Source organism: Mucilaginibacter corticis, from assembly GCF_007558865.1.
GTDB lineage: Bacteria > Bacteroidota > Bacteroidia > Sphingobacteriales > Sphingobacteriaceae > Mucilaginibacter > Mucilaginibacter corticis.
Genome location: NZ_VLPK01000001.1, coordinates 2,209,319 through 2,222,642, shown reverse-complemented (window position 1 = coordinate 2,222,642; position 13,324 = coordinate 2,209,319). Strand labels below are relative to the sequence as shown.

10 protein-coding genes are annotated in these 13,324 nt (G+C 39.8%); 3 read left to right on the top strand and 7 right to left on the bottom strand.

The window, feature by feature from the left end:
• Position 1: 1 nt before the first annotated feature.
• A complete protein-coding gene (locus FO440_RS09810) occupies positions 2-1,558 on the top strand; it encodes a family 43 glycosylhydrolase (protein WP_144248012.1) in 1,557 nt (518 codons plus the stop codon).
• Positions 1,559-1,634: 76 nt separating this feature from the next.
• Here the strand turns inward: FO440_RS09810 and FO440_RS09805 are convergent, their stop codons facing one another.
• The 6 genes from FO440_RS09805 to FO440_RS09780 all read right to left on the bottom strand — a co-directional run bounded on the left by FO440_RS09805 (position 1,635) and on the right by FO440_RS09780 (position 10,768).
• Positions 1,635-2,522, bottom strand: a complete 888-nt coding sequence (locus FO440_RS09805) for an AraC family transcriptional regulator (RefSeq protein ID WP_144248011.1) — start codon at positions 2,520-2,522, stop codon at positions 1,635-1,637.
• A gap of 310 nt (positions 2,523-2,832) precedes the next feature.
• Positions 2,833-4,587 (bottom strand): RagB/SusD family nutrient uptake outer membrane protein, encoded by a 1,755-nt coding sequence (locus FO440_RS09800; protein WP_144248010.1) that lies wholly within the window; start codon positions 4,585-4,587, stop codon positions 2,833-2,835.
• An 11-nt stretch (positions 4,588-4,598) separates the two neighbouring features.
• A complete protein-coding gene (locus FO440_RS09795; protein WP_144248009.1) occupies positions 4,599-7,862 on the bottom strand; it encodes a SusC/RagA family TonB-linked outer membrane protein in 3,264 nt (1,087 codons plus the stop codon).
• A gap of 520 nt (positions 7,863-8,382) precedes the next feature.
• A complete protein-coding gene (locus FO440_RS09790; protein WP_144248008.1) occupies positions 8,383-8,793 on the bottom strand; it encodes a helix-turn-helix domain-containing protein in 411 nt (136 codons plus the stop codon).
• A 33-nt stretch (positions 8,794-8,826) separates the two neighbouring features.
• Positions 8,827-9,273, bottom strand: coding sequence for an AraC family ligand binding domain-containing protein (locus FO440_RS09785; RefSeq protein WP_144248007.1), 447 nt, complete (start codon positions 9,271-9,273; stop codon positions 8,827-8,829).
• A gap of 148 nt (positions 9,274-9,421) precedes the next feature.
• Entirely contained in the window at positions 9,422-10,768 is a 1,347-nt protein-coding gene (locus FO440_RS09780) for a DUF3863 domain-containing protein (RefSeq protein ID WP_186292616.1), read from the bottom strand.
• A 449-nt stretch (positions 10,769-11,217) separates the two neighbouring features.
• Between FO440_RS09780 and FO440_RS09775 the strand changes: the two genes are divergently transcribed.
• Positions 11,218-11,790: a TonB-dependent receptor plug domain-containing protein gene (locus FO440_RS09775; protein ID WP_144248005.1), complete on the top strand. Its 573-nt coding sequence runs from the start codon at positions 11,218-11,220 to the stop codon at positions 11,788-11,790.
• A gap of 175 nt (positions 11,791-11,965) precedes the next feature.
• A complete protein-coding gene (locus tag FO440_RS09770) occupies positions 11,966-12,946 on the top strand; it encodes a hypothetical protein (RefSeq protein WP_144248004.1) in 981 nt (326 codons plus the stop codon).
• 76 nt (positions 12,947-13,022) lie between these two features.
• On the opposite strand, the gene FO440_RS09765 is transcribed toward FO440_RS09770, so the two are convergent.
• Complete coding sequence (locus FO440_RS09765) at positions 13,023-13,298, bottom strand: hypothetical protein (protein WP_144248003.1); 276 nt, start codon at positions 13,296-13,298, stop codon at positions 13,023-13,025.
• Between the last annotated feature and the right edge of the window lie 26 nt (positions 13,299-13,324).

Genomic DNA, 13,324 nt, shown 5'->3' with positions numbered 1-13,324 from the left:
GATGAAATCAGGAATTTTAAATAAGCTATGTGTTAATTTAATCGTAGCGCTAATGATGACTTTAACGCATACCGGCGTATTGGGTCAGACAAAAAAAACACCGGTTAGCTTCAAGGTGACTAATTTTGATAAAGACGGTAATCAAATTATCCGTTATAGTAAAGTAGGTGATGCAATAGACGCGCATGACGGTGAGATCGCCTTATTTGGTGACACTTATTATTTATATGGAACGAGTTACGATTGCGGATTTGAATGGCAGAACAAGAATGCCGCTTTTTGCGGATTTAAAGTATATACTTCTAAGGATATGCTTACCTGGACGGATAAAGGCCAACTATTTAATGCGAACACGAAAATATGGCAGACCCGTTGCAATGGCAGTACTTATGGTTGTTTCAGGCCACATGTGGTTTATAATAAAAACACCCAACAATACGTGCTCTGGATAAATGTTTATGATAATGTTTCCGGTTATCGTGTATTTACAAGCAGGACACCATCGGGCCCATTTGAGGAGGTCGCAGAGCCAAAACTTAAGGTAAATGAAAATGCTCCAGCTGCAGGCCTTAATAATGGCGATCATGATCTGTTTGTAGATGATGACGGTACTGCTTATATCGCATTAACCGATTGGCGCGAACATGGCCGAATAATGATCGAGAAATTAAGCGACAATTATTTAACAGGAACGGGCGAAGTTAGCGAACCAGTAACAGAAAAAAGTACCGAGGCTCCGGGGATGTTCAAACGTAATGGTATATACTATGTGGTTTATTCTGATCCGAACTGCGGTTATTGTGGCGGAACCGGAGCATCCTACAAAACTGCAAGTTCCCCTTTAGGGCCATGGTCGGCATCTAAAAAAATCAGTGATAATTCTTGTGGTGGCCAGCCCTCTTTTGTGTCAACCATCAAACTATTGTCAGGCACTGTGTATTTATTCGGAAGTGATCTATGGAACAACGCGGCGCGAAATGAAGCTCTGGGTAACTATTTTTGGGCGCCGCTATCTTTTAATCCAGATGGATCTATCATCCCTATTGAGTGTGTCCATGATTTTAATATAACCGGAAAAGCTATCGTTAAAACTCCCGCTAAGTTTGCAGCAAATTCAAGCTTTAAAGGAGAATTGGAAATTAAAGCAGGGACTGCAATAGCTCAAAATTTTGTTGCAGTAAATAGCGGTATATTAAAAAGGATCGAAATACCGCTGTTTTTAAAAGGCGCACCTAAGGGTGGCTTGAAAACCTCGATCTATGCCACCAACGGTAATAGTATAACAGGTGAAGCTTTAACTACAAAGACATTAACAGGAAATACCCTGGGATGGTCTGTTAAAAACCAGGTTTTCGAACCGCGAATTAAGGTTATTAAAGGAACAACTTATTGTATCGTATTGTCATCTGAAACCAGTGTAGGAAGCTATGGCTACACATATAACGTACAAAACGATAATAAAGCCAAGCCATCCTTTGGAAAGTTGGAAAACTCAACTATCATACCTGAATCAGGAAAAAAACTCAATTTCAAACTTTCGACAGTCGCTGCTAAATAATTGCTGCTGATCTGATATAAAAAGGTACAACAATATACAGGGTTGGTACACATCGTACTAACCCTGATCAATATGATTATTTAACCATTGCAGCTACTTGTTTACGATATTCGGTTGGTTTTAGACCTGTTTTCTTTCGGAAGACATTTGAAAAATAGTAAGTTGACTCAAAATTTAATTCAAATGCAATTTCTTTTATAGAATAGTTTTTTGCTAAAAGCAGCGTTTTTCCCTGCTCAATTTTCAACTGCAGGTAATATTGACCTGGTGAGATGCCGGTATGAAATTTGAAATGTTTACGAAACCACGAATACCCGACATTCAAGTCAGCAGCGGCTTTTTCAGCGCTATATTTTGAACTGACATTAGATCTGAACAGACATTTTGCCTTATTAACAATAACTTCGTCTTCAGAATTTTCCAGGAAATTTTGTTTGGTTATAGCATGAATGGTCCCCAGTAAGTATAAGGCGGCACCTGAAACTAATGGTTGGTAACCGGAAGTTTCCGCAACTGTGTGCTCAATAATATTAAGGAATATATCCAAAACTGACTGATGAAAGCCTACATAGTTACAAGCTGTTTTAGGGTTAAGATAGCCCACTGATAACAAATTTTCAGCAATAGGTCCATTAACTCCTATCCAATATTCATCCCAACCTGTTCTATTGTCAGGCCTGTAACGGTGGCGTTCATTCGGAAATAGAAAAATTATTGTACCGGCATTTATTTTAGTTAAAGGCTGACTTTCTGACTCAAAAACCCCCTCACCATTGATTATATAGATAACCTGGTATTCATTTAGTACCCGGCCTGCTTTCCAGTTAAAATTATGATGGTCAGGATGCGTTTTTTGCGGGTAAACATCTGAGGGAAGAATATGAGTGGCCCCGACATTCAAAACAGTCAATCCCCAATTTTCATCTTCTTTACTTACCGGCAAATATTTATAATAATTCTTCATAACCAATTACCAATTTTTCAACTAATCATAAATACTCGTCTTATTGAAATTCACGTATTCAATAGATTTCCACCGCGGTCTAAAATTCGTAATGATGCATCGTCTAGCAAAGAAAAGATCTTCAGATCATAAAAAAGGTTTCAATCTTAACAAATTTTGTGATTTGTCCGACAAAAACCCATAGACTTTCTTATCAAAATACTGGATTATATTACTATTTCGGGTTAATTAAACCAGTTTATTGTTCAGTAAAAAGCATAAAAAAGCCGGGCATCAAAGACGCCCGGCTTTACGATGAGAAAATTTGAACTTACCAACCCGGATTTTGGGCAAGTACTTTACCATTGGTAGCATAAAATGCCACCTCTTTGGTCGGCAACGGCTGCAAATAATCTTTTGATGGATCGAATTTTCTGTTCTTTTCTGCAATTAAAAAGCCATTCGCATCTACCTTAGAAGTATATACAGGGTCATTGTAAGGCGCTCGTGTAGCCCATTCTGAACCAGTAATCTTAATACCTTTTATGTCTTGAGGCAACTCTGTTTCAGCGGTTTTCCAGCGGCGAAGATCATCATATCTAAATCCTTCCAAACAAAGCTCTACAGTTCTTTCGCGTCTGATCTCAGTACGCATATTTAAGCCATTTGCAGTAACGAAGGCATTGGTCAAATTAGGCATACCTACCCTACTCCGAATTTTATTTATAGAAAGATCCAGATCGGCATCGCTAATTGAACTATTTTTTTCATAGCTCGCTTCAGCGTAGATCAATAAAATTTCGGCATAACGGATCAAATGACGGTCAAAGTCAAATATACTATTATCACCTTGCTGACTGGAATTATTAGCAACCACATCTTCTGACATGTATTTATAAAGTATATATCCCGTGTTGAAGTTACGCTGTGGCGTATTTGGCCAATTAGCGACTTTGGTAGCGCCATAAAAAGGACGAATGGTTAATGTGCCCGGTATGATCATAGTTTGGGTCATCCGCGGATCACGATTCTGAAACTCTGAAACAAAAGTTGCATAGCCCTGAAAAACGGTACCTGGTGAAGTGATAGGTAAACCGTTTTTATCCAGGTACAAGTCTGCCATTTTTCGAGTCGGATTGTAGCCGCTGCCATCGAGGTCATAAGGGTAGCTTTGCCCTAATATACCACGTGCATAACGACGATCCAAAATACATTCCTTAGAATCATCACCAGCTTCAATAAACAGGTAGCGATAGCTTTGCGCACCACTTCCTGTATACAGAGCATATGCATTACTACTCATCACGGCTGACGAATTGGATATTGCAGCATCAAGATATTTAGTTGCACTGGCATCTCCACGAAATTTTTCCCAAGTGCCTTCAAACAATGCCACACGAGCTGCTAATCCTTGAGCCGCACCTTTGGTGATTCTGCCAATATCAGCGGCTGCCAACGCCGTTTGCAGCGGTAGATCGGCAGCGGCTTCGGTTAGATCCTTCAGAATCAGATCGGCTGTCTCGATTCTCGACGACCTTGGAGAAAATAGCGCAGGGTCGTCAGTCGTCAACACCTTCGTAATCAAAGGAACTCCACCGTAAACCCTTAACAATTTCCAATAATAAAATGCCCTGAAAAATTTGGCTTCAGCTGCATAACGCTTAATCTCTGCGTCAGCAGATCCCGCGGCTTTTGCAATAATATTATTGGCCGATCGGATATAAATATAATCGTTGGTCCAATTGTCGTCAGTTTCTGGTGCCAGTAAGGTACCATTACTTACCGGGTTTGGATTAGCGAAAGCAATGTCAGATTGTAAATCCTCGGTACCTAATCGGTCTAAACCATTGTACAGATAATTTGCAGCCAGTTTAAAATCGCTGCCTTGCTTCCAAAATGTCGCATCGGTAACACTGTCTTTAGATACAAGATTTAGATTTTTTTTACAGCTAACTGTAAAAGTTAAAATAAGCACACCTATTACACCAAAAACAAAATTTGGTTTTAATTGACTTTCATAAATAAAACTCCGATCGTTAGGTTCATACCCTAATATAGATCGTTTATTCTTATAATTAATTTTCATAATTTTTTTGTTTAAAATCTAACATTTAAACCCAAAGAGTATACCTTGTTATACGGGTAAGTATATTCATTTAGAAGGCCATCCTCCGGATCGAAGTTCCCGTCGAAGGTGCCTTTAGATATTGTAAAAAGATCTTGTCCACTAACATAAATACGTGCAGATTTTAATTTGATCGCTTTGGTGATATTTGTCGGAAGATTGTAACCTAGGGTTATAACCTTGAAACGAAGATAGGATACGTTCTTAATGGTCGCTGTAGATGGTTTATAATCATAATCCGTTATATCGTCATAGCCTAAGCCGCGAGGAATGTTTCTTGGGTATTTCGCGTCCGGATTAGCGGCGGTATAAGTATTTCCATAGAAAGTTCTCAGCGTTTGCCAAAACCAGTAGTTTGGTCTTGTGATTCCGCCTCCATAAATCACGTTTCTTTTACCGACACCCTGTATAAATACTTGCAGGTCCAAACCTTTATATGCCAAATTGATATTTGACGAGAAGGTGTAACGAGGATTCGCATCTCCCAAATAGACCATATCGCCCGCCAGTCCTTTTGACTTGTCACCGAACGCGGTAATTTTACCATCACCGTCCAGATCTTTATACATCACATCTCCTAACCCTATGCGTGCAGGAACATTCCCCCCCATTTTTTTATACTCATCTAACTGTGCCTGGGTTTTAATAATTCCTTCAGAGACATAACCAAAATAAGAATTGATGGGATAGCCAATACGTGTACTATTTAGCCCTTCTCCGAAAACATCAGAGTTTTTTAGTTCTATCAGTTTATTTTTACTATCGCTTACCTGCAGCGATATGCTGTATTTGAAATCTTTGATCTGGTCTTTCCAGTTCACCGTGGCTTCAAACCCTTTGGTTGCTAATTTTCCCTGATTGACAGATGGAGGTGTAGCACCGAATGTAGCAGGCACAGCAATGTCCACCAGCATGTCACTGTTGGTCTTATTGTAATAGTCAAATGACAAGTTCAAACGAGAATTTAAGACTGCTACATCAATACCAATGTTCTTATTTGTAACCGTTTCCCAAGTGCGATCTGACGATGCTGGATTAGCGTTAGCGCCTGTTAAACCTGCGTTTGGGGAACCGAGTGGATATTTCCCACCAATACTGATCAGTGGAATATAATCATACAGGCCTAAGTTGTTTATTTCCTGATTACCTGCTTTCCCATAAGAAAGCCGAAGTTTTAAAAGGTCAAACAGATTGGTTTTTTTGATGAAATTTTCATCAGATAGCACGTATGCAAATTGAGCAGAAGGGAATACCGCGCTCCAGCGCTTTTCAGGCGCGAATTTAGAACTGCCATCCGCACGGGCTGTGAGATCCAGGATGAATTTATTATTATACGAATAACTTAACCTGCCAAAATAAGATGCTAAGGCCTGGTCAGTGATTTGACCGGTAAAGTTTGAATAAGCAACGCTGGTACGATCGGCAAGATTTAGGCTGAATATCTCATTGTTTGGAAAATTATAACCTGTAATAGTTTCGCCGGTATTGCTCGTTTGTTCCAGTGAAGCACCACCCGTAAAATTAATATGATGACCGGGCCAAAGATCCTTATTATAATCTAGATAGATCTGATAAAGCTTATTAAGCGATTTAGAGTTACTAAATGTTGCCGAGTTTGGACTGTCTCGTATATCCTGAACACCTCCCGCATAGTTGTAGCGTGTAAATGTCGGAAAAGTTGCTTTGTAGTTAAGGTAATCAAAGCGGAATGCTCCTTGACCTGTTAGCTTTAAATCTGGAATTATGTTGTAATCTAATTTAAAATTAGTCGCAAATCTTGAAAAATTGTCTGTACGAACACCTCCTTGGGTTGCATATACGGCGGGATTCGCATAGCCCTGATAACTGTAGAATTGTCCTACCGAATTGTACAGTGGCGCAAATGGAAATTGTGTAAGCACATTCGCAACCGGACTTTCGGCGTCCAATTGTGATGGTGCAATAGTTGCCTGATTGTCAAAATTCGTACGCGTTTCCAGAGATAGTTTAGAATTGATACGTACGTCATAATTCAGTCGAAGATTGTAACTATCTTCGTTGTTCTGCCCGTATCGTAATAAACCATTATCACGTTTATAACCGGCAGAAATGAGATAATTATTATTCTCTCCGCCTCCGGATATCGCCACATTATAAATCTGTTGAATAGCATTTTTATATAAAACCTTGTTCCAGTCGGTGTAACCATAAAAACTAGGGAAATTGGTTAAACCATACATCCATCCCTTTGTAGTGTCAGGTGCAGCATTGGCCTTGATCTTATCGAATACGTCCTGAGGAAAAGGAGTCAAACCAACGTTTTTCAAACCATCGCTTAAAAACTCAGCAAATTCGAGAGTATTCATCATCTTTTTAAGATATGATGGAGATTTAACGCCTACGTTACTTGTGACATTTACATCCGGCGAACCCTTTTTACCACGTTTGGTAGTCACGATGATTACACCATCAGCAGCTCGAGCCCCATAAATTGCGGCCGCAGCATCTTTTAATACGGTCACTTCTGCGATATCATTCGTGTTAATCGTATTGATATCTCCCGGGACACCGTCAACAAGTATCAGCGGTTTGTTTCCATTAATAGACGAAGCACCACGGATTCCAAGGTCAAAGTTGCCACCGCCGGGTCTGCCACTTTGCTTTGTAATAGTCAGACCTGGAATAGTACCCTGGAGCGCATCGAAGCTACTTGTTACAGGCCTATTCTCAAAGACGTCAGATTTTACAGTCGAAATCGCACCAGTAACAGCACCTTTTAGGCGTGTTCCGTAGCCGATCACAACTACTTCGTTTAATCTAGTATCGTTTTTTGAAAGATGTACTGTGATATTTGTTTGATTACCCACCAGAACATTTTTAGAATTGTAACCAACGAATGAAAATCTGATAATTGAATTTTTGTCCGGCACCTCTAAGATGAAATTACCATTCAGGTCGGTTACCGTTCCACCACTTACGCCGGCAATACCAACTGATACACCCGGAAGGGTTTCATTGGTTACACTATCTCTTACGGTACCAGATACCTTAATTATTATAGGCAAAGCGTTTATTTTCGACTTATTAGTGCTTGGTGATTCGTTTAGGTTGTTGCCGCTTTTTATTAACAAAAAATTGGACACAGGGTCCGCATGCGCCCCGTTGACGCAAGCGAAAAAAATCATTACGCCAGCTATCCTTCTGAGATAGGCATGACTCTTCCGGCTGAAAAACGTTTCAGTAAAATTTTTATACATTTGATTATGGGGTTTATTAAACTAATTGGTTAATATTTAATGAAACTCTACAGTCCTAGACTGGCTACCAAGGACGGTCTCAACGTCCTTGGTTTTTAAAGTTCAAATTTTATATCGTCAGAAAGTATCCTCCTTTCACATTTTAGGTTACCTGATATTTTTACGGTTCTCATAAGTCCGTATATCAGCAACAACAATTGGTAAAAATTTTTATTACACTAATTTCGCTATCTAATCAAACCCATTGCGTTGTAATTTGACAAATCAACAATACTTTATGATTTTTGACTTTAGGCTAGGGTCAGAAAATAGTCCATGCTTTTAATAATTAAATCCATGTTTTTCTTTCTTTAGAGTATCATATCGCCATCAGATTTTCAGGCAGATTAAAGGGTAATAGTTAAAAAATCCATTTGTGAATGAGGACAATTGTTATCCTAAATAAGATTTATACCTGGAATGATAACCTAAATAAATATTATTAGATAGCACATATATAGGAAATAAAATCCCAGATGTATCATTTTACTTTGACAAACGAATTCCGATAAGCCCTAGGTGATGAACCCATTACGCCCGTAAACAACCTGCTAAAATAAAAGGCGTCTTCAAAATCGATCTTTTCAGCGATCTCCTTAACGCGCAACTCTGTAAACCTGAGATACTGGCAGGCCTTTTGAATTTTTAGATCATTAAAATATTCTATAGGAGAAAAGCTGGTCTTATTTTTAAACCGGAAGGAGAAATGGCTCACTGAATAATTAAGAAAGTCTGCAATTTCCGTAAGGGCCAATGCTTTGTCAAGGTTTCCTTGCATAAAGCCAACTGATTTATCCAGAAAATCATCGGAGTCAACTTTTTGTGTGGCTGATAACCGTTCGTTGAATAAAAAACTAGTTAAAAACTGGATGAACAACAAATTTACGAACATTAGATTTTCTTTGCTGTAACCTTTTTCAAGGTTCTAATATAGCTTGTCAAAAAGCTGTATACGTTCATCCAAAAATGGAATTTGTGAATTATAAGAAGACATTTTGACAAGCATAGCCCGCACAATATCATCAGAATGCTCGCCTTTGAAGTGGCACCAGTAAATTGTCCATGGCGACTCTTCATCGCTTTTGTATTGATGAGCTAAATGACAAGGTATGACAAAACATTCTCCGGGTGACACGTTGGAACTTTTATCAGCTATTGATACTTTCCCTGTACCTTCCAAACAATAAATCAGTATGTTTTGTTCGCTGCCGTTAGGTCGTTTACGATAATGAAATTTTGCTTTTGGGTAATAGCCAAAGGCCGTTATATAACAACTATTAATGATAGGGTCGGGAAGGCAGACCTTATTAATGATCGACTTAGGTAAAATAATAGCTCGTTGCCCATCGAAACCATCTTTTTTATAATTCATACGATTATAACTTAATTAAAAAATTAATAATTTTTTAATTAAGTATATCTAATTATTCCGGCAATAATCTGCATTAAGCTGAATAAAATAACGCCAAAAAAAACCGAACCTCTATTTTCATCAACGAACGGGGCTAACTTAGACGAACTTAATTTTTTGGAAGATTTTTGTATCGCTTAAAGATCAACGCATGAGAACTTTGGGAAATCGAGTCTATCGGGCGTGGTTTATCTTGCAGGCGAGTTTGCTTCTGATTGATTTCCCCCATTAGGCTCCACCTACGCGTCATATCTTTTGGCTCGACAGCTTTAAGGTCATATCTTGTTAGATCTATGACTTTGAAACCTGTAGACTTGTTTAGATCTTTCAGTAATGCAAGTCTAAAATCTTTATTCATATACCATCGAATTTCTTTATCAATATCTGACCCTCCTATACCAGATCCTTGTTCCACAAACCGATAATCGAAGCTATTATCTTTATAATGTCCCCTCCAAGTCAATCCAAATTCACCTTGTGTGACCATCTCAACATCAGGCCAACGCGCTTTGACCTGTTTCAAATACTCAGTTATATAATCAAATTTATACTCCAGGCAAAGTTCCCATCCTTCGGCTACCCAACCAAACCCGTTTAACTCAACGCCTTTATCGAAGTGAATAGCTGTCGAATGCATCATTTCACGTGTACCCTTTTCCTGTCCATATTTTCCGATCGTCTCAATTGGTCCTACCCCCATACGACTATTGAAACCCTCTTTAAATCCTTCTCTTCTACCCGCCAAAAAGTCGATGGTCCACCCATCGAGATTTACACAATCGATGAAATCAGATTTGCCCTGCGCAGGTTTACAAAAATGTTCCTTTGATGGATAGTATGGGTAACTTATTGAGCCATCACCATCTTGATTATCTATACTGAATTGACTCCAAATATTTCCCTGGCAAACATGAATGCCTTCCTTTTCAGCAAGGTACTGCTGGTTTTCCGCTGAAAGGAAGCCTGCGACAATACTTTTAGGACGATAGCCATTACCTACGATCCTGCTAACCATTTGCAAAGCATCATGAAGATCGAGATTAACTTGAGCACGAGTATTATAAGCATTGGCAAAATAACCACCAGGTATAAAAGTAACCTCATCTCCGTACTTTTTATGATATTCTGCCATAAGTTTGTGAATTGCTCTGTAATTAGCAGACGTATCTTTAAGCGCTAGCCAACTTAACGCCCAGGTAATCTTTCCACCTGGCATTCCCTTTGCTATGGCCTCTCGGTAAGCCTTTACACGTTCCGGCGTGTGGAGGCTACGCTCATCCACGCCGACATTCCGATCCCTGGTTACCTCAATTTGGTTCAGCCGTATAACAGCGTTCCAGGTAAGAAACCGATGCCCAATCAGGCCGTCTTTTATGATCTGCTTTTTTTGACCGATAACTGCAGATGAACAAACCACAAAAAAAGTAAAAATCAATAAATATTTTTTTGTTATCATAATGCACATAATACTTAAATAATATAATAGGTTTATCCATCAAAAATAAAATCATGTTATTATTATAAACTGCGTTTTTTGATAATTGACAGACAAAATTTGATATTCAACCATTGTGGTATGCCGATAAAAAAATAGACCCTGATCAACCAAATCAGGGTCCTACCAATTAATGTCTCGAGCGAGACCTTTTTGAAGAGAATGCCTTTTAACTATATAATTTATTACTAATATGTAACAAAAGTAAATCGCGTCTTTTCAACTAACCCACACAAAATGGTAATTTTAAGACGAATTTTGATCTGCTAATCAACTTTATTAATTACGGTGGTCCTTTTATTTAAAGTTGAGGTCGCCATTTTTCAATTAGTGATGATATCGTAACTTTTTGATGGGTTACCGCTTCGACCATCCGGTTAAAGGAAGTGAAGGTTGTCAGCAGCAGGCCCATGATCGAACACCTGCTGGACCGGACCGTCGTCAATGTCGACGCCTTGCTCAGCAATGCGGGCGGTACGGTGATGGATGTCTTAGCCAAATCGCCGGGCGTACAGGTCAATGAAAACAATGTCATCAATTTGCAGGGAAAGGCCGTCAAAATCTATATCGATGACCGCCCCACCTACTTGTCCGGCGATGACCTGGCAAATTATTTACGGTCCTTGCCATCCTCGAATATCGACCGCCTGGAACTGATGAGTACGCCGCCTGCCAAATATGAAGCGGCGGGCAATGGCGGCATTATTAATATCCGTACCAAAAGGATCGCCGAGAAAGGTTTCAACGGCAACCTCAACCTGGCTTATGTCCAAGGTGTTTATGGGCGGAGTAATAACGGCCTGAACCTCAATTATCGGCAAACAAACTCAATGTCGCTTTCAATTTGGGTTACAACCATAATGATAGCTACAATGCGGTTGACCTTAATCGCTATTTCGACCAAAGCATTACCGGTGTTGCGCCCGACTTTTTACAGCAGTCGTTCGGCCGGTATAGGGGTAACAGCTACAATGGGCGCCTGAACATTGACTTCTATGCCACGGAAAAAACCACCGTCGGCGTCCAGCTGAATGGCTTATTCAATAAAGGTGACGACCATACCCGGAGCACCAGCCACCTGAGCACCGGCAGCCAATTGATTCCACCATTTTTGCGGATAACCTGCAACACCGGGACTTTAAAAACGGCGGCATTAATTTGAACTACCGCCAGCCTGCATCCCTAAGACAGCAACATGTTATCCTATACCTTGCTGCATGCAAAATATTTGCTGGGGATGGTAAACGAGCAGTTATTCCGGCAGAGAAAACCAAATTGGTTTCCAACGAACATTCAGGAACTTTTTTACAATTAGAGAATTTGACCGAGCAGTTTTTTGAAAGCGAAGGACGCGACCACGGCCAACGGATCAAAGTATTTTATGATGAAGCGATGCAAATTATTGCCAAGCATCCCGATTTTCATGAAATAACGGTGGTGGCACACGCAAAAGTCTTGAACCTGGAAGCCACCTTGTTGCTTCATGAATTAGCCAAAAATGCTTTGCATACATTGGGCCGAAAGGTAGATGTTTACCGGGATGTACTGACAACAGAATGGATCGATTTTGATACGCAATTTTTGGGGCAGCTAAAGGACCTAAGTACCTATGCATTCAAGCATCAGAATTTTTTAGCGATCAGTAACTTGATGATGGAGCAAATAGAATGGCAGTTTCGAAAAATTTATCATTATAATGCTTTCAACAATTGGGTCAAAGAGCTGCAAGGCTTTATGGCAACCGTGTCTGCGGAAGACCGTAAACATTTGCTGAAGCTATTAGAGGATGTCGGGAAAATTGCTGAAAATTATGACCGGCTCCAGCACCGAGAAAATCAATTTAATAGTCTGCGTACGGGTTATGAGATCAATCATTTTTTAAGGGATCAGGAAGCGATGGCCGCCTGCGCGTTAGAAATGGAAAAATTGATTGACACTTACGATCTGAATGTTTTGTGCAAATCGTTTGAACAAATGAAACAAGGCGACATGAGGCATCAAAAGTTTTTCATAGACCTGGCCCAGCGGAGAGCAGCTCTTGATCAGGTCGCATTTAACAGTGGTATTATTGGACATTTGTATTGCGACGTAGATGCAGAAATGAAGCCGTGCTCAAACGTAAGCCCAAATGGTCATTAACTGAGTTGTTGCCCTTGAACTTACCCGAAATTAATATAGGTAAAGAGTAAGGCCAGTTATATGCTGGCCTTACCATTTAGTTTTTGAGGGTTTTTATTTTTTCGCTCAGTTCTTTCAGCCCTGCTTTTTTCAGGCACTCATCGCCAAAGTTTTTTAATTCCTCGCGATCTTCAGCGGGTATCAGGCCGAGCAGCCCCAGCACATTTCCATCTTGTCCTGCACCGTTCTCGATCAGTCTGCTTAATAGCAAGATCGTTTTCCGGCTAATCTTTGCATCAATTTTTACGGCTTCATTCATCCCTGGACTACACAACAAGGTTTCGTAGACCGTTCCTAACACATCTTTTCCCATTTCGTAAAATTTTAAGGTTAAACCAT

Excerpts from the sequence above, each read along its gene's own strand:
- FO440_RS09765 (WP_144248003.1), bottom strand. The coding sequence starts at position 13,298 with ATGGGAAAAGATGTGTTAGGAACGGTCTACGAAACCTTGTTGTGTAGT.
- FO440_RS09795 (WP_144248009.1), bottom strand. The coding sequence starts at position 7,862 with ATGTATAAAAATTTTACTGAAACGTTTTTCAGCCGGAAGAGTCATGCC.
- FO440_RS09780 (WP_186292616.1), bottom strand. The coding sequence starts at position 10,768 with ATGATAACAAAAAAATATTTATTGATTTTTACTTTTTTTGTGGTTTGT.
- FO440_RS09805 (WP_144248011.1), bottom strand. The coding sequence starts at position 2,522 with ATGAAGAATTATTATAAATATTTGCCGGTAAGTAAAGAAGATGAAAAT.
- FO440_RS09810 (WP_144248012.1), top strand. The coding sequence starts at position 2 with ATGAAATCAGGAATTTTAAATAAGCTATGTGTTAATTTAATCGTAGCG.
- FO440_RS09790 (WP_144248008.1), bottom strand. The coding sequence starts at position 8,793 with ATGTTCGTAAATTTGTTGTTCATCCAGTTTTTAACTAGTTTTTTATTC.
- FO440_RS09800 (WP_144248010.1), bottom strand. The coding sequence starts at position 4,587 with ATGAAAATTAATTATAAGAATAAACGATCTATATTAGGGTATGAACCT.
- FO440_RS09775 (WP_144248005.1), top strand. The coding sequence starts at position 11,218 with ATGATCGAACACCTGCTGGACCGGACCGTCGTCAATGTCGACGCCTTG.
- FO440_RS09785 (WP_144248007.1), bottom strand. The coding sequence starts at position 9,273 with ATGAATTATAAAAAAGATGGTTTCGATGGGCAACGAGCTATTATTTTA.